At 52.5% G+C, this 20,884-nt stretch carries 23 protein-coding genes and 1 pseudogene; 11 read left to right on the forward strand and 13 right to left on the reverse strand.

Going from position 1 to position 20,884, the window contains the following annotated elements:
• The first annotated feature begins 8 nt into the window (after nucleotides 1-8).
• Together GC090_RS11950 and GC090_RS11955 are read left to right on the forward strand one after the other, a co-directional pair.
• Complete coding sequence (locus GC090_RS11950) at nucleotides 9-950, forward strand: hypothetical protein (protein ID WP_324019875.1); 942 nt, start codon at nucleotides 9-11, stop codon at nucleotides 948-950.
• Nucleotides 951-994: 44 nt separating this feature from the next.
• On the forward strand, nucleotides 995-2,401 hold the full coding sequence (locus GC090_RS11955) for a serine/threonine protein kinase (RefSeq protein ID WP_039340703.1): 1,407 nt from the start codon (nucleotides 995-997) through the stop codon (nucleotides 2,399-2,401).
• Between the two features lie 29 nt (nucleotides 2,402-2,430).
• Here the strand turns inward: GC090_RS11955 and GC090_RS11960 are convergent, their stop codons facing one another.
• Nucleotides 2,431-3,105: a gamma-glutamylcyclotransferase gene (locus GC090_RS11960; RefSeq protein ID WP_162835475.1), complete on the reverse strand. Its 675-nt coding sequence runs from the start codon at nucleotides 3,103-3,105 to the stop codon at nucleotides 2,431-2,433.
• Between the two features lie 427 nt (nucleotides 3,106-3,532).
• Complete coding sequence (chaB, locus tag GC090_RS11965; protein WP_006118909.1) at nucleotides 3,533-3,763, reverse strand: putative cation transport regulator ChaB; 231 nt, start codon at nucleotides 3,761-3,763, stop codon at nucleotides 3,533-3,535.
• 365 nt (nucleotides 3,764-4,128) lie between these two features.
• Here chaB and chaA point away from each other — a divergent pair, with 365 nt between their 5' ends.
• Nucleotides 4,129-5,220, forward strand: a complete 1,092-nt coding sequence (gene chaA, locus GC090_RS11970; RefSeq protein ID WP_006118908.1) for a sodium-potassium/proton antiporter ChaA — start codon at nucleotides 4,129-4,131, stop codon at nucleotides 5,218-5,220.
• 65 nt (nucleotides 5,221-5,285) lie between these two features.
• Here the strand turns inward: chaA and kdsA are convergent, their stop codons facing one another.
• From kdsA to hemA, 6 genes are read right to left on the reverse strand one after another with little or no spacing between them, the layout of a single operon-like run.
• Entirely contained in the window at nucleotides 5,286-6,140 is an 855-nt protein-coding gene (kdsA, locus tag GC090_RS11975) for a 3-deoxy-8-phosphooctulonate synthase (RefSeq protein ID WP_324019879.1), read from the reverse strand.
• 25 nt (nucleotides 6,141-6,165) lie between these two features.
• Complete coding sequence (gene sirB1, locus GC090_RS11980) at nucleotides 6,166-6,975, reverse strand: invasion regulator SirB1 (RefSeq protein ID WP_033741062.1); 810 nt, start codon at nucleotides 6,973-6,975, stop codon at nucleotides 6,166-6,168.
• The gene (locus tag GC090_RS11985; protein WP_039340706.1) at nucleotides 6,972-7,370 is read right to left on the reverse strand and encodes a SirB2 family protein; all 399 of its coding nucleotides are present in this window, start codon (nucleotides 7,368-7,370) and stop codon (nucleotides 6,972-6,974) included. Before GC090_RS11985 ends, sirB1 begins: the two co-directional genes overlap by 4 nt.
• Before the next feature lie 30 nt (nucleotides 7,371-7,400).
• On the reverse strand, nucleotides 7,401-8,243 hold the full coding sequence (gene prmC / locus GC090_RS11990) for a peptide chain release factor N(5)-glutamine methyltransferase (RefSeq protein ID WP_006118904.1): 843 nt from the start codon (nucleotides 8,241-8,243) through the stop codon (nucleotides 7,401-7,403).
• A complete protein-coding gene (gene prfA, locus GC090_RS11995) occupies nucleotides 8,243-9,325 on the reverse strand; it encodes a peptide chain release factor 1 (RefSeq protein ID WP_006118903.1) in 1,083 nt (360 codons plus the stop codon). The genes prmC and prfA overlap by 1 nt, the downstream gene beginning before the upstream one ends.
• Before the next feature lie 42 nt (nucleotides 9,326-9,367).
• The gene (gene hemA / locus GC090_RS12000; RefSeq protein WP_033741057.1) at nucleotides 9,368-10,624 is read right to left on the reverse strand and encodes a glutamyl-tRNA reductase; all 1,257 of its coding nucleotides are present in this window, start codon (nucleotides 10,622-10,624) and stop codon (nucleotides 9,368-9,370) included.
• Between the two features lie 216 nt (nucleotides 10,625-10,840).
• Here hemA and lolB point away from each other — a divergent pair, with 216 nt between their 5' ends.
• The 4 genes from lolB (at nucleotide 10,841) to GC090_RS12020 (ending at nucleotide 14,774) form a co-directional block, all read left to right on the forward strand.
• Nucleotides 10,841-11,467 carry a lipoprotein insertase outer membrane protein LolB gene (lolB, locus tag GC090_RS12005; RefSeq protein ID WP_324021589.1) on the forward strand — a complete coding sequence of 209 codons (627 nt, stop codon included), beginning with the start codon at nucleotides 10,841-10,843 and terminating at the stop codon, nucleotides 11,465-11,467.
• The gene (gene ispE, locus GC090_RS12010; protein ID WP_324019882.1) at nucleotides 11,464-12,321 is read left to right on the forward strand and encodes a 4-(cytidine 5'-diphospho)-2-C-methyl-D-erythritol kinase; all 858 of its coding nucleotides are present in this window, start codon (nucleotides 11,464-11,466) and stop codon (nucleotides 12,319-12,321) included. Before lolB ends, ispE begins: the two co-directional genes overlap by 4 nt.
• Before the next feature lie 136 nt (nucleotides 12,322-12,457).
• The gene (prs, locus tag GC090_RS12015; protein ID WP_324019883.1) at nucleotides 12,458-13,405 is read left to right on the forward strand and encodes a ribose-phosphate diphosphokinase; all 948 of its coding nucleotides are present in this window, start codon (nucleotides 12,458-12,460) and stop codon (nucleotides 13,403-13,405) included.
• Nucleotides 13,406-13,625: 220 nt separating this feature from the next.
• Nucleotides 13,626-14,774: a GGDEF domain-containing protein gene (locus tag GC090_RS12020; protein ID WP_324019885.1), complete on the forward strand. Its 1,149-nt coding sequence runs from the start codon at nucleotides 13,626-13,628 to the stop codon at nucleotides 14,772-14,774.
• Here GC090_RS12020 and ychH read toward each other — a convergent pair whose 3' ends face one another.
• Complete coding sequence (ychH, locus tag GC090_RS12025) at nucleotides 14,775-15,050, reverse strand: stress-induced protein YchH (RefSeq protein ID WP_033741052.1); 276 nt, start codon at nucleotides 15,048-15,050, stop codon at nucleotides 14,775-14,777.
• A 258-nt stretch (nucleotides 15,051-15,308) separates the two neighbouring features.
• On the opposite strand from ychH, the gene pth reads away from it, so the two are divergent.
• The 4 genes and pseudogenes from pth to GC090_RS23265 form a co-directional block, all read left to right on the forward strand.
• Complete coding sequence (pth, locus tag GC090_RS12030) at nucleotides 15,309-15,896, forward strand: aminoacyl-tRNA hydrolase (RefSeq protein WP_033741051.1); 588 nt, start codon at nucleotides 15,309-15,311, stop codon at nucleotides 15,894-15,896.
• A gap of 107 nt (nucleotides 15,897-16,003) precedes the next feature.
• On the forward strand, nucleotides 16,004-17,095 hold the full coding sequence (gene ychF / locus GC090_RS12035; RefSeq protein ID WP_033741049.1) for a redox-regulated ATPase YchF: 1,092 nt from the start codon (nucleotides 16,004-16,006) through the stop codon (nucleotides 17,093-17,095).
• Between the two features lie 214 nt (nucleotides 17,096-17,309).
• The gene (locus GC090_RS12040; RefSeq protein ID WP_088237658.1) at nucleotides 17,310-18,503 is read left to right on the forward strand and encodes a tyrosine-type recombinase/integrase; all 1,194 of its coding nucleotides are present in this window, start codon (nucleotides 17,310-17,312) and stop codon (nucleotides 18,501-18,503) included.
• 180 nt (nucleotides 18,504-18,683) lie between these two features.
• Nucleotides 18,684-18,779, forward strand: a pseudogene (locus GC090_RS23265) (hypothetical protein); the annotation flags it as partial.
• A 232-nt stretch (nucleotides 18,780-19,011) separates the two neighbouring features.
• On the opposite strand, the gene GC090_RS12050 reads toward GC090_RS23265, so the two are convergent.
• From GC090_RS12050 to GC090_RS12065, 4 genes are all read right to left on the reverse strand, one after another.
• Nucleotides 19,012-19,698 (reverse strand): hypothetical protein, encoded by a 687-nt coding sequence (locus GC090_RS12050; RefSeq protein WP_324019889.1) that lies wholly within the window; start codon nucleotides 19,696-19,698, stop codon nucleotides 19,012-19,014.
• A gap of 18 nt (nucleotides 19,699-19,716) precedes the next feature.
• The gene (locus GC090_RS12055; protein ID WP_324019890.1) at nucleotides 19,717-19,980 is read right to left on the reverse strand and encodes an S-(hydroxymethyl)glutathione dehydrogenase; all 264 of its coding nucleotides are present in this window, start codon (nucleotides 19,978-19,980) and stop codon (nucleotides 19,717-19,719) included.
• A gap of 144 nt (nucleotides 19,981-20,124) precedes the next feature.
• Nucleotides 20,125-20,424: an S-(hydroxymethyl)glutathione dehydrogenase gene (locus GC090_RS12060; protein WP_324019892.1), complete on the reverse strand. Its 300-nt coding sequence runs from the start codon at nucleotides 20,422-20,424 to the stop codon at nucleotides 20,125-20,127.
• Entirely contained in the window at nucleotides 20,421-20,588 is a 168-nt protein-coding gene (locus GC090_RS12065; RefSeq protein WP_186369852.1) for a hypothetical protein, read from the reverse strand. The genes GC090_RS12060 and GC090_RS12065 overlap by 4 nt, the downstream gene beginning before the upstream one ends.
• Nucleotides 20,589-20,884 lie beyond the last annotated feature (296 nt).

The following is a 20,884-nucleotide window of genomic DNA, read 5'->3' on the forward strand; positions in this document are numbered from 1 at the left end:
GAAACGCTATGAAAGTGTGGTTGCCCGCTCTGGCTACCTTGTTGATGGCCTTTACTGCGCAGGCGGAAAATTATCGCGTGGTGTACTCACCCAGCCTCGAACTGGAAGTGTATATCGACAACGTTGAAGGCAAAACGCCCGACGACTGGTGCCAGGAGACACTGCCACTGCGTATTGTCTCGGGTAAGAGCCAGAATGCAGAGATCCTTAAATCGTTCCTGCCGCGCGTCGGGACACTGTTAGCGAATCAGTGCAATGAACTGGACGTTCTGCCCTGGCAAATGACCAACAGCCAGGGCAGCGTGCTGGCTTCCGGCAGCGCCAGTAAATTGCAGAACTGGCGTCTGATTGTGAACGCTGATGCCGCCACAAGCAGTAACGTTCCGGTTGTCGCGTCGCGGCCAGCAGACAGCACCCCGTTACAGCATTTTGCGTTACCTGATGGCTGCCGCTTTCGCACCGCATGGGACGAAAACGGATTGTCGATCTTTGTCCCGCAAGGCGGTCGGTTGCGCTGCTCGTCGGAAGGCTGGCTCGAAGGCAACAGTGATATTACCGTCAGTGGACACGGCCAACCGCAGACGCTTGCCGTCACGTTTTACCAGGGTTACCCGATCGCCAGTCTGGCCATTGCCGGTAACGCTCTGCAAATCGTTAGCGTCAATAAACAGCGCATGATTATGACCCGTGCTGATGCGCCTGACAGCTGGCTGGTGCTGCCTTTCGACGATACGCAACATCTGTGGCGCTTTGAGGGCACCCTTCTGGTCAGAGCGGATAAAGCCACTGCGCAGCAGAATGCCAGCGCCCTGTCTGCACGGCTCGACATGGTGCGTAGCCGGTGGTCAGGCAGTTTACCGTCACAACAGAAAGTGAATGTGTTACTTGTGGACACCTTGCGCGCGGATCAGGTTGATCCCGGCGCAGGTGCCTGGCGTAACATCCATTAATTATCGCGTTGCCTGGCAAGCAGGCCCAGTTCAGAGAGTCCACTATGTCGGCTAATGACAATCAGAAAGCAGTACCGAATGCCTTGCCTGACGGATATCGCTTTAACGAGTTCGAAATCAAAGAAGTGATTGGCGGCGGCGGTTTCGGCATTGTCTATCGCGCATGGGACCATCAACTTGAACGCACCATTGCCATTAAAGAATACATGCCTGTTTCGCTGGCGGTCAGGACGGCGGATATGTCGCTGGAGCTGCGCGGTGAACGTTTTCAGAAACTGTTTAATGCCGGTCTGAACAGCTTTATTCAGGAAGCCCGACTGCTGGCACGCTTCAATCATCCGGGCCTGTTGCATGTCCTGCGCTTCTGGGAACAAAACGGCACCGCCTATATGGGCACACTTTACTACAACGGCATGACCTTGAAAGAGTGGCAGTTAACCAGCCATGAGTCTATCACCGAAGACTGGATTCGCCGCTTACTGCCGCCCTTGCTGGGGGCTATCAATACCATTCATCAGGCTGGCTATCTGCACCGTGATATTTCGCTGGATAATATTCAGATTCAGGAAAATCAACTGCCGGTGCTGCTCGACTTTGGCTCCGCCCGCAAAGAGATAGGCAATCTCTCTGATGAAACCGAAATCATGCTGAAGCCGGGGTTTGCGCCCATTGAGCAATACAGCGAAGAAGGCGAAGGTGAACAAGGCCCCTGGACAGACATCTATGCGCTGGGCGCGGTACTGCACACGCTGATTACCGGCTCCCCGCCGCCGGTCAGCGTGGTACGCTGCATTGAAGACAACTATCAACCGCTGGTGGTGCGTAAGCCTTCAGGCTATTCGCTGCCGCTGCTGCATGCTATTGACTGTGCGCTATTGATGAAACCGCACGATCGTCCGCAGAGCATCGACGTGTTTGCTGCCCTCATTGCCTTACCGGTCAGCGATGTGGAGGCGGTGGTTAACAGTCTGCAACAGCGCAATGACGCGCAAAACCAACTGGACGCAGCCGCGGCCGACACGGTCCCACCGGTGGTCCTGGCGATGAATCACGGGGCGACGATGGCGGAACCGCTGACCGGACGCACAGTGCGTCGTCCGTCACCGGGGCTTCTGGCGCTGGCCGCGGTTGCCGTTATTGCCGTCGGCGCGGTGGTGTGGGTTGAAAACTCGCAAACCGCTTCGGTGCCACAGGTGGCGAAACGCAGTGCTGCACCAGCGACCGGCACGGTGCCCGCGGGCCTGGCGATGGTTTACCTGAAACTGGCCGGTGATGAACAGGTGGTCCTGAACGGTCAGCCCGTGGCCTTGCACGCCAGCAGCAACGGTTTTGCCGTGCTGAACCTGGCGGCAGGCCAGTACCGCATTGATGTGCATGCCGGGAATACGACGCGCAGTCAGTCCGTGGTGATTGACAGACCGGGCACCTGGCTGATTAACCCAACTCAGTGACCGGATGCTGCTGGCCTGGCGGGCGCGGATTACGCCTGTCTTGGCCAGTGCTGCTGCAGTTCACGCACCTGGTGCGCCAGGCGGATCAAATCGTCCTCCTGCATCCCGCGCTTAGTCAGTTCTTCTTCCAGCGAAAACAGGTACTGGGCGTTCGAGCCTAACGGTCCACTGGCCGCTGCGATCAGGGGCGCAACCGCCTGAGGACAGGTATCCGGTTCATAAAGCGGATGACGCGGATCCATAATAAAAACCAGCGCCGTCACGCGGCGTTGATCGTCCAGCACCAACTCACACCAGGTCGGCAAATAGCAGCCGGTGATCATTTCACGCTTCCACAGTAATGCCAGTTCGTCGTGCAGCCGTGATTCCGGCAGGCGAAATGCCAGTCCCTGCGTGATGCCGCCTTCTTTCAGCGCCAGCATGCGCCCCGGATGGGAAGCCGTGCCGCGCCCGGCTGTGAGGCGTAAGCAAAAGGCACGGTGCCAGCCGTGCAGCGAGGCCGATGCCACTTCATCGGCTTCAAATACCGGGTTCCACATCAGAGAACCGTAGCCGAAGATCCATACCGGGCTGTGATCGGGCCGACATGCCAGGGTTGCCGCCAGCGACGCCGCGCGCTGTTCACAACTCCACAGTAATGTCTCCTCAATATCACCAAATGATGTTTTACAATCCGCTTTTAATAAAAATTCCCGGGTAAGCAATGCGACCTCCTCGACTTTCACCACGTCCTGTGTAAGACACTCCTCGGTTCTGTTGCGTGAACATTCACAAATTTACGCTGTATTCATTAAACTGACATTAATTATTAACAAAATCAGTTTCAAGTAAGAGTGGGAATATCCGCTAAAAAATAGCCTTTATTTAACTATTAAAAGCGGCAGCTATAACACCGCAAAAAGGTGTTTTACAGCGCGTAAAACGGTAAGGGCTGATGAGTTTCTTCACGGCATCCTGGCGTTCAGGATAACCCCTGCTCGCGCAACGTGAAGTAAACATGCGTAACGTGGGCGCGAAAAGAAGCCTGAAACGTGGGCGATCAGAGGGAAGAAATGCGCGTGAGAACGGACATGATGCTGGCGGGACGGGACATATAAACGGGCCTGCTGTTCAGGCCCACAACGCAACACACTATTTTTTGGGATGCCATTTATCGTCATCCCCTTTTTCATAGTCATGTTTCACCGCTGACCAGGCCACTTTGTGGGCCACTTCCTCGCGTGATTCATTGCCTCGCCGGTCATCGGGATCCTTATATTGTGACCAGGCATTGTTAAAGGCCTGTTGATAGATATCCTGGGCATGCGCTGGCAGGACGTGCTTAACGCTTTCTGGCAGGTCGCTTCGCTTAGCATAAGGCATCGTTTATCCTCCTCTAACATGATGGTTTATAAGTCTGGCGCAGATAAGCCAAAATGCAAACTGTGGTTTCTGCGCCTCTCCGCTTGTTATTTCTCTGTTCCGGCATTAACGATCACCTTACTGGGATGTATTTTGCAATAATGCGGAAGATTATCGCGAAAGAGGATTTGCTTTATGACTGATTTATCGGACAAAAGCGGGAATAAATTTTTATAAACCCCTTTTCAGGCTGAATGTGTGTGAAAGTAAAAAGCGGTAAATTTTCACCTGCTGTTCGATTGAAAAGTTACACTGCCTGACTTATATATTTCCCTGTCAGGGTGGGTAAATGAATTACCCCTTTTATTCAGCAGCGAGGAGAGTGAATGCCTTTACATGAAAAAACACGTCACAAAGAGTTTTCACTGATACTTCCCCTTATTGCCCTGGGTGTACTCTATTTTTTTGGTGCACAAACCTCACTCCCGCTCGTCGTCGGCATTAATTTACTGGCGCTGGTTGCTATTCTCAGCAGCGCGTTCAGCGTGGTGCGTCATGCGGATGTGCTGGCTCACCGCCTGGGCGAACCCTATGGTTCCCTGATCCTCAGCCTGTCTGTCGTGATTCTGGAAGTCAGCCTGATTTCGGCACTGATGGCCACCGGCGATGCGGCACCTGCGCTGATGCGCGATACGCTCTACTCGATCATTATGATCGTGACCGGCGGGCTGGTGGGCTTTGCCTTACTGCTGGGCGGCAGAAAGTTTGCGACGCAATACGTGAATCTGGCCGGGGTAAAGCAATACCTGATCGCTATTTTTCCGTTAGCCATCCTGGTGCTGGTGTTTCCGAATGCCTTGCCGGGCGGAAATTTCACCGCTGCGCAAAGTTTACTGATTGCCGCTATTTCTGCCGCGATGTATGGCGTTTTCCTGTTGATTCAGACCAAAACGCACCAGAGCCTGTTTGTCTATGAGCACGAAGATGACAGTGATGATGGCGATCCTCACCACGGTAAACCTTCTGCGCACAGTAGCCTCTGGCACGCCATCTGGCTGATTGTGCATCTGATTGCGGTGATTGCCGTCACCAAGATGAATGCTAACCCACTGGAGCATCTGCTGACCGACCTCAACGCACCGAAGCAGTTCACCGGCTTCCTGGTGGCGTTACTGATCCTCTCACCGGAAGGTCTGGGTGCCATCCGGGCCGTCCTGATGAACCAGGTACAGCGCGCGATGAACCTGTTCTTTGGCTCAGTGCTGGCCACGATTTCGCTGACCGTACCGGCGGTCTCTATTATTGCAACGCTGACAGGCCAGGAATTGATATTCGGCCTGGAACCGCCGCAGATGGTTATTATGATTGCCTCTCTGATCCTGTGTCAGATTAGCTTCTCAACCGGCAGAACGAATGTGCTGAATGGTGCCGCGCACCTGGCCTTATTTGTCGGCTATCTGATGACCATCATGCTGTAATCTCACAAAACTGAGACGAAAAAAAAGAGCGAGAATTCGCTCTTTTTTTTCGTCTGCACTGCGGCTTATTTGCTGGTGTCCAGTGCCGGGAAACTTTTCACCAGATCGTCAATCGCCTTCATCTGCACCAGGAACGGTTCCAGTTTATCCAGCGGTAACGCCGACGGACCGTCGCATTTGGCGTTGTCCGGCTCCGGATGGGCTTCAATAAACAGGCCCGCAATGCCCACCGCAATACCGGCACGCGCCAGTTCGGCCACCTGAGCACGGCGTCCGCCTGAGGCTGCACCGAAAGGATCGCGGGTTTGCAGCGCGTGCGTCACGTCGAAAATCACCGGCGAATTATTCGTCACCTTCTTCATGACGTTGAAACCCAGCATATCCACTACCAGGTTGTCGTAGCCAAAGTTACTGCCGCGGTCGCAAAGAATAACCTTGTCGTTTCCGCCTTCGGCAAACTTGTCCACGATGTTGCCCATCTGGCCGGGGCTGACAAACTGGGGCTTCTTGACGTTAATCACCGCGCCCGTTTTCGCCATCGCCTCAACCAGGTCGGTCTGACGCGCCAGGAAGGCCGGCAGCTGAATCACGTCAACAACATCCGCCACAGGCTGAGCCTGCGCCGCTTCGTGCACATCGGTGATGATTTTCACGCCAAAGGCCTGCTTCAGCGCCTGGAAAATCTTCATGCCCTCTTCCAGGCCGGGGCCACGGTAAGAGTGGATGGAGGAGCGGTTGGCTTTGTCAAAAGACGCTTTGAAAACGTAAGGAATGCCGAGTTTATCGGTCACGTTTACATAGTGCTCGCAGATGCGCATCGCGAGGTCGTAGGATTCCAGCACGTTCATGCCGCCAAAGAGAACAAATGGCAGATCGTTTGCGACCCTGATATCACCAATACTGACAACTTTCTGTGTCATGCCCTTTCCTTATCTGGGGTGACGCTTAATGCAGCGTCACGCGTTTTTGTTCGATTGCGTGAATCTGGACTTTAATCATTTCGCTGACCGGATCCTCAGGACACTGTTCAACGAAGTAGGTTAAGTCCGTTAACGCGATATGATCGCACTCAAGCTGTGCATAGATTAATCCCCGATCGCGAATTTCATAGGGATCGTCCGGGTCAATGCGCAACAACACCTGGCTGACGTTCAGGGCCAGCTCCATCTGCTTCTCTTCCATCAGCGCCGCTTTCAGCGTATCCAGCATTTTGCGCATTACGCTGACGGTTTTGGCTTCGTCGAGATCGTCATCATACAGACGCGCCAGCGGGCTGATATTGCCTTTCAGCCATACTTCGAGCGTGTGCGTATCCAGGGTTTCCCCGTTGAACGGATTAATCAGCCACTTGTCGCCATCCAGCCAGTCGGCGCGCAGAATCAACTGCGTCGGGAAAATCACCGGCATCAGGGGCAGTTCCAGTTCCGCCGCAATATGCAGCAGAATCACGCCCAGTGACACGGCGGTTCCCTGACGGGTTTTCAGCACTTTATCCAGCCAGAGTGCATCAGACAGATTATACACGCCGCTGGCACCGCCAAATTTCCACTGCTTGTAAAACAGCTCCAGCAGCTTTTCGAGCTTTAAATCCGCATCCTGTTGGTCGCTGACGTAATCCCGGGCTTCAGCCACTAACGCCGCTAACTGTTGTTCGACCGACAGGGTCGGAAAATCGGTGCGAATGGCTTTGGTTGCACCCATCACCGCCTCACAGAGCGGTGTTTCACTGTAATCGAGTTGTTCGGTGGAGCTCATACTATCCCCAATAACGGCATTTTACTCAGTGCCAGCTTAATGATCGTCACCAGCGCGATTAAGGCGACCACAAAGGCCATCCAGCGGGTGCGATCAGAACGAGGGCGGCGGCTCAGCGCCACGGACCCAAGGGCAATATAGATAATAACGCCTAACAGCTTCTCCGTCAGCCAGCTTCCCTGAGGTGAAAACGGATAGAAGTGGGTCAGCATTACCAGCGCTGCGCCGCTCAGCAGCAGCAACGTGTCGTTGACATGTGGAAGAATACGGACCCAGCGGCGTTGCAGTATGGCTGCGCCAACGCGCTGCCAGTAGAAGCGCAGCAGAAACAGCGAAACCGTGATCGCCACGGTCAGCAGATGCAGGTTTTTTAGCAGTGGGTAATAAGTAAACATCATTCATCCCTGTGATTTTACGTTGCGGCACTATACCGGTATCGGCGCGGTCTGCCCAAATGTGACCCGGGGATTGCCACCGTAATCCTTCACCGTGTCCACCGCCTGATAGTGGTGCTGGCACATCAGTTGACGCACCGCCTCATCCTGCTGCCAGCCATGTTCCAGGAGCAGCCAGCCACCCGGCTGTAACCAGGCGGGTGACTGTGCGATCAGCCACCGGAGATCGGCCATGCCCGCCTCATCTGCCACCAGTGCGCTGCGCGGTTCAAAACGCACATCGCCCTCCTCCAGATGGTGATCGCTGGCATCAATGTAAGGCGGATTACTCACGATAAGATCAAATCGGGTCGGGGTGAGCTGTGCAAACCAGTGGCTGTGCACAAACGTCGCGTTAGCTATCGCCAGATGCGCAGCGTTATCCTGCGCCAGCGCAACGGCAGCAGGGACACGATCAACGCCGATCACGGTGCAATCGGGCCGTTCGCTGGCAATCGCCAGGGCAATGGCACCGGTGCCCGTGCCGAGATCCAGCACGCGCGCAGGTGCGGCAGGCAATCGGGCCAGCGCCTGTTCAACCAGGATCTCGGTATCCGGCCGCGGGATAAGTGTGGCGTCGCTAACCCTCAGCGGGAGCGACCAGAATTCGCGCTCGCCAACTAAATGGGCGATCGGTTCTCCCCGGGCGCGCCGTGCCAGCAACGCCGTCAACTGTTGTAGCTGCGCGTCACTGAGCAGGGTTTCATCAAAAGCCACCAGCCAGCTGCGGGGTTTGCCTGTGACATAACCCAGCAGGATTTCCGCATCACGCTTCGGGCTGTCGCCCCCACACAGCGTGGCAACCGCCTGTTTGAGCCAGTGGCGAATATCCATTAATCCTGACCGGCCAGCGCCGCCAGTTGGTCAGCCTGGTATTCCTGAACGATGGGTTCGATCAGGCTGTCCAGTTTACCTTCCATGGTTTCATCCAGACGATAAAGCGTCAGGTTGATGCGATGGTCGGTCACACGGCCCTGCGGGAAGTTATAGGTGCGGATACGATCGGAACGGTCACCGCTGCCCAGCAGGTTACGGCGGGTGCTGGCTTCAGCTTCGTGACGTTTTGCCATTTCGGCCGCATGGATACGCGCGCCCAACACCGATAAGGCTTTTGCCTTGTTCTTGTGCTGAGAGCGTTCATCCTGACATTCCACCACAATACCGGTCGGCAAGTGGGTAATACGGATCGCGGAGTCGGTGGTGTTAACGTGCTGCCCACCGGCACCGGAGGAGCGGAAAGTATCGATTTTTAAATCTGACGGGTTGATCTCGGGCAGCTCCGCTTCCGGCAGTTCAGGCATCACCGCCACCGTACAGGCAGAGGTATGAATACGGCCCTGGGATTCCGTCTCGGGTACGCGTTGTACGCGATGGCCGCCGGATTCAAATTTCAGTCGGCCATAGGCACCGTCACCCATAATACGGGCAATCACCTCTTTATAGCCACCGTGCTCACCGTCGTTAGCGCTGACGATTTCCACCCGCCAGCGACGTGACTCGGCGTAACGGCTGTACATACGGAACAGGTCACCTGCAAAAATGGCCGCTTCGTCGCCGCCGGTACCGGCACGGACTTCGACAAAACAGTCGCGCTCATCGTCCGGATCTTTCGGCAGCAGTAACAGCTGCAACTGTTGCTCCAGCGCGTCGGTTTTCTCACGTGCCGCCTGCAGCTCTTCCTGCGCCATATCGCGCATTTCAGGATCGTCGAGTAACATTTTAGCCGTCTCGATATCATCCTGGTTCTGCTGCCAGTCGCGGAAGCAGCGCGTGACATCGGTCAACTGAGCATATTCACGCGACAAAGCACGAAAGCGTTCCTGATCGGCAATGACGCCTGCATCGCCCAGCATCGCTTCCACTTCTTCGTGGCGCTCCTGCAGCGCTTCCAGTTTCGCAACAATAGAGGTTTTCATTTAACTGTGGGATTCCCGTAACAGAAGACGACAGCAGTGTGCCTAATCGAGACCCAGGCTGTCGCGTAAAATCTGCAGGCGTTCGCTGTCGCCGTCGCGCGCGGCCTGCTGAAGAGATTTGGTCGGTGCATGAATCAAACGGTTGGTCAGCTTGTGGGCCAGTTCCTGCATCACTTTTTGCGGATCGGCACCCTGCTGCAGCGCCTGCAGCGCACGGCCTTCCAGTTCAGCGCGGATATCATCCGCCTGAGCACGGTATTCACGAATAGAGTTGACCGCGCCCTGGGAACGCAGCCAGGCCATGAAATCGCTGCATTCCTGCACCACGATACTTTCGGCCTGCACCGCAGCGGCTTTGCGCTGGGCAAGGTTCTGCTCAATGATGGCCTGCAGATCGTCAACGCTGTAGAGATAGGCATTCGCTAACTTGCCCACTTCCGGCTCTACGTCGCGCGGCACCGCAATATCCACCAGCAGCATTGGCTGGTTACGGCGCGCTTTGAGCGCCCGTTCCATCATGCCTTTACCAATGATGGGCAAGGGACTGGAGGTGGAAGTAATGACGATGTCGGCATCGGCCAGGCGCGCGTCGATGTCCGCAAGGCCAATCACTTCCGCGCCCACTTCTTTCGCCAGCGCGTCCGCGCGTTCGCGGGTACGGTTGGCAATAATCAGTTTTTTGACCTGATGTTCGCTCAGATGACGCGCCACCAGCTCAATGGTTTCTCCCGCGCCAACCAGTAACACGTTGACGGTGGAGAGGGACTCAAAGATCTGCCGCGCCAGCGTACAGGCGGCAAAGGCAACGGAAACGGCGTTCGCGCCGATCTCCGTTTCCGTACGCACGCGCTTGGCAACCGAGAAGGTTTTCTGGAACATACGTTCCAGTTCACTGCTCAGTGCATGACCGCGCTGCGAATCGGCAAAGGCTTTTTTCACCTGACCTAAAATCTGCGGCTCGCCCAGCACCAGCGAATCCAGCCCGCTGGCGACGCGCATAAGATGACTGACGGCCTCATTGTCCTGATGCCAGTAGAGGCTGTTACGTACATCCTCTTCATCAAGCTGGTGATAGTCACACAGCCAGCGCACCAGACGTTCCTGCAGATCGACCTGTTGCTCTACACTCAGGTAGAGTTCGGTTCGGTTACAGGTGGAGAGCACGACGCCACTCTGCACCATGGGCTGGGATAACAGGCTGTCTAAGGCCTGTTCCAGCGACTCCGGCCCGAACGCGACGCGTTCGCGCAGAGCAATGGGTGCAGTTTTGTGATTGATTCCGAGAGCGAGCAGCGTCATGGCGATTTAGGTTGGGTTGTCCCAATAATGTCAGGGTTTTGTGAAGCGCATTCTACAAGATGCAGCAGATCAAGAAAAGCCATACAAAGGCTATGACTGTAATAAGATTAAGCCGATCATAGCGATTTTGCCGTATAACAGCATTGACGGTTAAAATGCGGATGGTTAGCGTTACCTGTTACCAATGAAAAATGAGTCCGAGGAGATGACCACTTGATGCTTACTTCCCCACGCAATCTGTTGCGCCTTTTACCCCTGGCCGGTGCTGTTCTGCTGGCTGCCTGTAGCATCAATAAACCACAAGGTCCCGGCCCGAGCGCCACTGCACCCCAATGGCAACATCATCAGCAAGCGGTCAGTAAAGTGACGCAGTACCAGACGCGCGGCGCGTTCGCCTATCTGTCGGACAAACAAAAAGTCTATGCCCGCTTCAACTGGCAGCAGACCGCACCTGACCGTTATCGTCTGCTGTTAACCAACCCGTTAGGCAGCACAGAACTGCAGCTTGATGCGCAGGGTTCTGTGGTGCAGATCGTGGATAGCCAGGGCAAACGCTATGTCAGCAACGATGCGCAGAAGATGATCTCGCAGCTGACCGGCATGGATATTCCGCTGACCAACCTGCGCCAGTGGATGATGGGCCTGCCGGGCGATGCGACCGACTACCAGCTTAACGATCAGTATCAGTTGCGCAGCCTGAACTATCAGCATGATGGCCAGACCTGGCAGGTGACCATCGCCGGCTACTACAGCAACGTCACCCCTGCGCTGCCCGCCAGCCTGGAGCTGAAAGAAGGCGATCAGCGCATCAAGTTACGTATGGATAGCTGGACGCTGAAATGATCACCACCTGGCCTGCTCCGGCAAAACTGAACCTTTTTTTGTACATCACCGGGCGCCGGGCGGACGGTTACCATAACCTGCAAACCCTGTTTCAGTTTCTGGATTATGGCGACAGTCTGGAGATTGTTCCCGATCAGAGCGATGCCATTACCCTTCTCACGCCCGTGTCCGGCGTGCCGGATGCTGAAAACCTGATCGTGCGTGCCGCCGACATGCTTAAGGCGGCTGCCCGCGAGAAGGGAACGCTGCCGGCGCAGGCGGGTGCGCGGATCGCCATTGAAAAGCGTTTGCCAATGGGCGGTGGACTGGGTGGCGGTTCTTCTGACGCCGCTACGGTTCTGGTGGCGCTTAATCATCTCTGGAAAACCGGTTTTTCGCCGACGGAACTGGCACAGATGGGCGTGAAACTGGGTGCGGATGTCCCGGTGTTCGTTAAAGGGCACGCCGCCTTCGCCGAAGGGGTCGGCGAGGTGCTTTCTCCCGCATCGCCTGCCGAAAAATGGTATCTTGTTGCCCATCCCGGCGTCAGCGTGGCCACGCCGGTGGTCTTTAACGATCCGGCACTCCCCCGTGACACGCCCGTGCGCACTTTATCAGCACTTTTACAGGCCCCCTTTCTTAACGATTGCGAATCAGTAGTAAGAAAACGTTTTCGTGAGGTTGATGAGCTTGTTTCATGGCTGCTAGAATACGCGCCGTCGCGCCTGACAGGGACAGGTGCTTGTGTGTTTGCTGAATTTGACACCGAGTACGCTGCTCGCCAGGTGCTGGAACTTGCCCCGTCATGGGTGCGCGGTTTTGTAGCCCGAGGCGTTAACGTCTCGCCGTTACAGCGCACTCTGCAAGGCGATTAGCGATAGCGTGACTGTGTCACCCTGTTCCAGATACAGCACGTTTCGCACTCACATACCCGTGTGAACGATCACGACAGTATTCGCCGGTTACTGTCATGACGTTCATTCTCTGGACGCAAAGCCTGAGGTTCTTCTCGTGCCTGATATGAAGCTTTTTGCTGGTAACGCCACCCCGGAACTAGCACAACGTATTGCCAACCGCCTTTACACCAGCCTGGGCGACGCCGCTGTCGGTCGTTTCAGTGATGGCGAAGTAAGCGTACAAATTAATGAAAATGTACGCGGTGGTGATATTTTCATCATCCAGTCCACCTGTGCTCCCACCAATGATAATTTGATGGAACTGGTCGTGATGGTCGACGCGCTGCGTCGTGCTTCAGCTGGTCGTATTACCGCTGTTATCCCCTACTTTGGTTATGCCCGTCAGGACCGCCGCGTGCGTTCTGCGCGTGTGCCTATTACCGCCAAAGTCGTGGCTGACTTTCTTTCCAGCGTCGGCGTTGACCGTGTTTTAACGGTTGACCTGCACGCTGAGCAGATCCAGGGCTTCTTCGACGTCCCGGTTGATAACGTCTTCGGCAGTCCCATTCTGCTGGAGGATATGTTACAGATTGGCCTGGAAAACCCGATTGTTGTTTCGCCTGACATTGGCGGCGTGGTTCGTGCCCGTGCTATTGCGAAACTGCTGAACGACACCGATATGGCCATCATCGACAAACGTCGCCCGCGTGCGAACATTTCTCAGGTCATGCATATCATTGGTGACGTTGCGGGCCGTGACTGTGTGCTGGTCGATGACATGATCGACACCGGCGGCACACTGTGCAAAGCCGCGGAAGCGCTGAAAGAGCGCGGTGCCAAGCGCGTGTTCGCGTACGCGACGCACCCTATCTTCTCCGGTAACGCGGTGGAAAACTTACGTAAATCTGTCATCGATCAGGTTATCGTGTGTGACACCATTCCGTTATCCGAAGAGATGAAGTCGCTGCCAAACGTCCGTACCCTGACGCTGTCAGGCATGCTGGCCGAAGCCATTCGCCGCATCAGTAACGAAGAGTCCATTTCGGCAATGTTCGAACACTAATCTTCGCAGGCCGGACACGCTGTCCGGCCTTTTCTTTTGTCTGTACCTCTCCCCTTCCGACAAAGCTGCTTGATTCACAGAAATTTTCGTTATGAGTCACCGCCGTTATTGTCACGCTTACTACGAAAAACTCTTTCGCTGAAATTATCTTATCTGCTCTTTTGCCATTCTGCGTTGAGTGGTACTTTGCCCGCACTTTTTATTGCGATCGTTTTCCACTATGAACCTCGACGTCTATACGTTATTTATTTGCGAACTCTACGTACTGGGGTTTATGAGTCTGATCCTGGCATTTGCCTGGGTCGGTTCGCATTACGATCGCACGCTGGGCTATGTTTGCGTGGCCATTTTACTGACGCTGGTCGCCTTTATTCTCAGTAGCCTGCGCAGCCAGGGCTATCAGTTTTTACCGGTGGCCATGAGCAACGTGTTGCTTATGCTGGCTTACGGGGGATTGTTCAGCGCGTTTCGCACCTTTTGCGGTAAGCAGCCGGGGATGAGTGGTCTGGTCGGGGCGCTGATCTGGTCACTGCTCTGCCTGATTCCGGGATTTTATTACAGCTTATCGCTGCGCGTACTGGTGCTCTGCCTGCTCTGCATCGGGTATACCGGAGCGCTTATCTATTTTCTCTGGCTGGCGCGGCGCAATATGGATGCAACGTTCTGGCCTGCCCAGCTCCTGCTCTGGATTCACCTGATATTCCATGTGGCTCGCATATTTCTGGATAATTCCCGCCCGGTTGGCGTTCAGGGCGCGATAAGCGGATCGAATTTCTCCGTCTATGTGATTATGGAATCCATGCTGTTTGTCATTGGGTTTACCGTGACGATTCTGGCGATGGTCAATGAGCGGACGCGCAATGCGCTGAAAGCGGCTTCACTGCACGATCCCCTGACCAATATCTGGAACCGTCGTGCCCTGTTTACCGACGCCGAGGTGATGATTAAAGCCTGTCAGAAGCAGAATAAAGCGCTGACGGTGGTGTTATTCGATCTGGACCATTTTAAAGGCATTAATGACCGCTACGGGCATCATCAGGGCGACCAGGTTCTGATTGATTTCAGTCACCGTGTGTCCGGCATGTTGCCTGAAGGGGCGCGCTTTGCGCGACTGGGCGGCGAAGAATTTGCCGCCCTTCTGCCGATGATGTCAGCGCAGGCTAACGTCTGGTGCGAGCAGGTGCGCCAGGCGATCCACCTTTCCCGACCGGGGCAGATTCCCTATTCCGTCAGCATTGGCTTCTCTACCGCCGACAATCGCCACATTGATTTTGGCGAACTGATGGCGCTGGCTGACAAAGCGCTCTATCAGGCAAAAGCCAAAGGCAGAAACCGAACCCAACCCTGCCTGACGTTGCCGGGAACGTGATTATGACGAGTGGTGGCTGCGGCGGCAGCGTTTATCGCCATAATGCCGCTCCCAGTAATAGCGATCTTCGACTTTTTCACGACCGCTAATACAGGCACCAGCCAGCCATAACAGTGCGCCAAAGAAAATCCCAAACATCGCCCCCTGCGCCAGTATCTGCGGCAGATTTAAAGAGGGAAGTTGGTTAATAATCGAAAAACCAACGCCGAGTACCATGGTCACTAAGCCCAGTGCCATTAAGGCATTTCCTGCCATACGTGAGTGATGACGTTTCATCTTTCACCTCCTGACGGTGCGGTCCGATGAGCGCACACAATGTTAACCTGTCAGTAGTTTAGGCAATGACAGCAGGCTAATTTGTGCACTTCGTCACACTCAGAACAGGATAAGTGTGACCAAAGCATAATTACAGCTTATTGATTTAGATGAAAAACAATTAATCACCGACACTAATAATTCGTGGCTCACACTTTGTGATCCGCAGCCTGGCACAGTAAACTACTGCCCTTTGGTGATAACAGCAGGATATTCCTTGTGAGCAGCATTAAACTGATTGTCGGCCTGGCGAATCCCGGTGCGGAATATGCCGCCACGCGCCATAACGCGGGTGCGTGGTATCTGGATTTGCTGGCTGAGCGGCACAATCAGTCGTTAAAAGAAGAAGCCAAATTTTTCGGTTATACGGCGCGACTGGCGCTGGCGGGCGAAGATGTCCGACTGCTGGTGCCCACCACCTTTATGAACCTCAGCGGCAAAGCGGTCGCGGCGATGGCGACCTTCTACCGTATTGCGCCCGAAGAAATTTTAGTGGCGCACGATGAACTCGATCTGCCACCGGGCATTGCGAAATTCAAACAAGGCGGCGGTCACGGCGGTCATAACGGCCTGAAAGACATCATCAGCAAGCTGGGCAATAATAATAACTTTCATCGTCTGCGCATCGGCATCGGCCATCCCGGTGACCGCAACAAAGTGACCGGATTTGTGTTAGGCAAACCGCCCGCCAGCGAGCAAAAGCTGATCGATGACGCCATTGATGAAGCAGCGCGCTGCACCGAACTGTGGCTGAAGGAAGATCGCATTAAGGCAATGAACCGCCTGCATGCCTTTAAGCCTGTCTAATCGCCCCGATTGTCGCGAATCTGTGTATAATGCGCGAAAATTATCTTACGTTTCCGGCGGCGCCTGCGTTCAGGCGTTGCCCATCCAGCTATAAAGGGTATTAAACCATGGGATTCAAATGCGGTATCGTGGGCCTGCCAAATGTCGGTAAATCCACTCTGTTTAACGCGCTGACAAAAGCGGGTATTGAAGCGGCGAACTTCCCCTTCTGCACCATTGAACCCAACACGGGCGTTGTACCTATGCCTGACCTGCGTCTGGATCAGCTGTCCGAGATCGTCAAGCCACAGCGCGTGGTTCCGACTACCATGGAATTCGTCGATATCGCCGGTCTGGTAAAAGGTGCATCAAAAGGTGAAGGCCTGGGCAACCAGTTCCTGACCAATATCCGTGAAACCGAAGCGATCGGCCACGTGGTTCGCTGCTTTGAAAACGACAATATTATCCACGTGAATAATAAAGTCGATCCGGCTGATGATATCGAAACCATCAACACCGAGCTGGCGCTGGCGGATCTGGACACCTGTGAACGTGCACTGCAGCGCGTGCAGAAAAAAGCTAAAGGCGGCGATAAAGACGCGAAAGCGGAACAGGCGGCGCTGGAGAAATGTCTGCCTCATCTGGAAAACGCGGGCATGCTGCGCGCGCTGGATCTGACCGATGAGGACAAAGCCGCCCTGCGCTATCTGAGCTTCCTGACGCTTAAGCCCACGATGTACATTGCTAACGTCAATGAAGATGGCTTTGAAAACAACCCGTACCTGGATAAAGTGCGCGAAATCGCCGCCAAAGAAGGTTCTGTCGTTGTGCCAGTCTGCGCCTCTGTCGAATCTGATATCGCCGAACTGGAAGACGAAGATCGTGACGAGTTTATGGCCGAGCTGGGCATCGAAGAGCCAGGCCTGAACCGCGTGATTCGTGCCGGTTACGCACTGCTGAATCTGCAGACCTATTTCACCGCCGGCGTCAAAGAAGTACGCGCATGGACTATCCCTGTTGGCGCCACCGCCCCACAGGCCGCCGGTAAAATCCACACCGACTTCGAGAAAGGCTTTATTCGCGCACAAACGATCGCGTTTGAAGACTTTATTACCTATAAGGGTGAGCAAGGCGCGAAAGAAGCGGGCAAGATGCGTTCAGAAGGCAAAGAGTACATCGTTAAAGATGGCGATGTGATGAATTTCTTGTTTAACGTCTAAATAAGTTTTGTTGTCTCATGAGGTTTCATAACATCTCATGAAGCTCACAAAACCCTCTAAAATCCACGCACTTGCGTGGATTTTTTATTCCACATTGTCTCATGTGATCTCATGAGAGCGCAGTCTAAAATGAGTACATAGATGAGTACAATCCGTTTCCATTATCATTTTAGGTGAGTACAATAACGGTATAAGAAATAGTCAAGGACCCGCTATGCTCACTGATACGCAATGCCGCACTGCCAGGCCGAAAGAAAAACTCTATCGACTCAATGACTTTAATGGTCTCTACCTCGAAGTGAAACCCAATGGCAAAAAGGCATGGCGCTATCGATTTAAACTCAACGGTAAATCAAGCATGTTTGCGTTGGGTGAGTATCCAGCGATAAAGCTCGCCGAAGCTCGCGAGAAATGCGAGCAAGCGCGTAGGCAAGTCGCAGATGGAGTTAGCCCGACACAGGCTCGTCAGTTAGATAAGATCCGCAAGGTCAATGATGCTTCTAACACCTTTGAGCTGATCGCCAAAGAGTGGTTGCAGATGAAAGACTGGGCCGAAATTACCAAAACACGCCGACTGGATATGCTTGAACGTGTGGTTTTCCCCGCAATCGGTAAGCTCCCTGTCAGAGAGATCACACCACACCACATTCTTAAAATTCTTCAGGAAACCGCTAAACGCGGCGCTCCGACTGTTGCTGCTGAAGCCCGACGTACCATTTCATCGGTTTTCGAGTTGGCAGTGGCAACGCTTAGAGCTGACAGCGATCCTGTCTGGCCTGTACGCAAGGCGCTTCCGGCGAATAAGACACAGCATAAACAGGCATTGAATCCACAGCAAATCGGGAAGCTATTAAGCTGTTTTGATAACAGTCGCGGCTCATATCAGGTTAACTATTGCATGTGGCTAATGTGGTGGACGCTGGCGCGGCCAGCCGAAGTCACCGAAGCTGAATGGGCAGAATTCGATCTCGATAATGCGCTATGGACCATACCGGCGACGCGCATGAAAGCTCGTAGGGAACATGTTATTCCCCTCCCCTCTCAAGCCGTCAACATGCTCAAAACGCTACAGGGATTAACCGGGCATCGACAGCACCTTTTTCCGGGACGAGATAACCCACGTGGCCCGATGACATCACACTCGCTGCGTCAGCTACTTAAAAGCCTCGGCTGGAGCGGAACTTATAGTCCACATGCAACCAGAACTACAGGAAGTACCCGTTTAAACGAGATGGGCTATCGGCCTGATGCTATCGAGGCTCAGCTTGCGCACGCTGATACCAACAATGTTCGCCGCACTTACAACCATGCGACGTATCTTGATGAGCGTAAAGTGATGATGCAGGAATGGGCTGATAAGCTTGATGGATGGGTAAGCAGCACTGACATCGATGTTGATGTTTCATAAACGCTGATGCATTGGTGTTTCATCATTGATTAATATAATAAATTTTTGATTATTTAAAATAATCTATAATTCTACCTACATTGCATGTAGAGCATAAATAACAGATGTTGATTAACCTCAATTAAGCATCACTATCAAGCCGCCGAAATTTTCACATGCCCTAGCTTGATATAGCTGACAAGAGATACCCAAGTGCTGCGCGGCGATCTGCGTGGTCAGACGCCGGTCGACGACATCCTGAATGATTTTGAGTCGGTTAACTTCATCCAAAGTAAAAAACTCCGCTGCATGAGCCGTCATCAGAATCCCTTGAGGGTAAATCTACCTGACGGACATCTTAACTTAGCCCAGAACGGACATTACAACTTTACTACTACATAGATTGTCAAAGCTCAGTGAAAATGTCTAATTACTGGCTTGTTAGAAATGTCCATATGTAGAAAAGGCCACTGCGAAAATCTCTCCCGCAGCGGCCTCTTTAGCATAACGTCATTATGCGAACCATATTTTATAACGCAGCTGGAGCTATCCAATACACAACAGCAAATATTGCAAGGGCGCCACCGGCTCTTAACCAGGTTGAAAACTTAACTTCAATAAAACCAGGGACAAAAGTTGTGAACCCTGCGGCAGCCAGCGATAGTACAATTCTGAAAAGGGTATATTGAAATTGCGAAGGGGTTGGAATAAATATTGCTACAACTAGTAAAAATACAATGAAAAATATCCCAAAACAAAATGCAGCCCATCTTTCATGTGTTTTTGTCATATGGCTTTTTCCATTTTTATCGAATCCATAGACTGGCAGATTCATTTTTTTAAATTGTTCGCGAATTAGTTTCGCTTTTTCACGATCATAACTTTTGACCAGTCGTTGCATCGCCGCAAAAGCCGTTGAACTCGGTGATAACGTGTTATCATTCTTTTGCGTTCTATAGGTCTTATAATGCTGGGATATTAACTCAAGAACATCAATGCATGTTTCCGCAAGCCATTGATTCCAAGTGGATTCCTTGAGGTTTTCTGTTGAATTATTTTGTGCTGTACATTGTTCAAGATAACTAAAAAGTGACTCTCCGGCAGAGTGAACATCATCAAAGAGACATTCTTCATTTAAGAAGGAGATGAGCATAGTAGTGTAGTTACTATATAGCTCATTAATTTCCTTTTTCTGACCTTCAATGATCTCATGCATTCATGTTTTTCTCTTTTATTATTTGTTTGGAAGAGCATTTATCTTTGCAAGAAGTGAGCTAGCCCTTGATGTATCTAAGCCATTGAAAAGCATCTGTTTTATTGGTTTTTTGTATATACTGGAAACTATTTTCTCTACTTCAAAAATATCTTCATCTCCATTAAGTTTTAAAATTTCGTTCCTCATTTCCCCAAGTTGCTCTGTATTTGGGTTCCACTCAACGATATTAAGCTCTTCTTCAATCACCTTCTTGAAAAGAAATAAATTGAATGATATATGCATTATTTGTCGTCCTGTTTTTTACTATCTATAACTGTTGGTTTCTTTAGTGCTTCTTCTAATAATCGCTTGGCTTTTGATGTATCTAGTCCATCATTTAGAGATACCTCTATATGAAGACGCGGATTCATATCTTTACCAAATTGGTTATTTTGTTTTTTTATCATTTTGGTGTTTTATTTTCTTTAACTCATTTTCGAGTTCTTGTATTTTTAGAAGAGCCGACATTGCTGCGGCTGTATTTAGGCCTTTAATGATGATTAATTCTATTGGCTTATCATAAATTCTGTGTACGATTTTTGATATGTTTCTTGCATCCAACGTTTCGGATGATGCGATGAGTTCTATTTGTATTTGTTCAAGCTGTAGGTAAGTAGGCTGCCAGCTACTTATCCCCATTATTATTTCGAGGCTGTTTTTTAGGTAAAGCAGATTTTCTTTATTCACTTATCATCACCTTTATTGCTGCTTTTTTGTTGACCGCTTTGCTCATTCGATGACTTTTGTACTGTTTCTAACAATCTTTTTGCTTTAGATGTATCCAGCCCATCCTGAGCAAAACCTTCATGCTTCTTATTTTGGTTGGGTTGTTTGTTTTTTTCTGTGTTCATAATTTACCCTTTGGAATACCGAATGTTTATGCTTTGTACCGCGCAGCGGTTCGGGGGTCAGTGACACCCGGACTTTACCCCGGCTACCCGACGTTTTTCTTTGTATATAATATCATTGAAGTTATTTGCATTTCTCAGAAATTTTTTCAGGCTTTGATTGCATTAGCTGCAACACAGCGCTGCTGGTCAGTGAGTGCGAGGTGAATTGCAACTGTTTCTGTAGTCACTGTTGTGGGGGCAGTCCACAGACAATAAAAGTGACTACTTCCGCTTCTCGCTCACAGCGGACATCGATC

The sequence above is a fragment of the Pantoea sp. JZ29 genome (assembly GCF_035190385.1).
Classification (GTDB): domain Bacteria; phylum Pseudomonadota; class Gammaproteobacteria; order Enterobacterales; family Enterobacteriaceae; genus Pantoea; species Pantoea stewartii.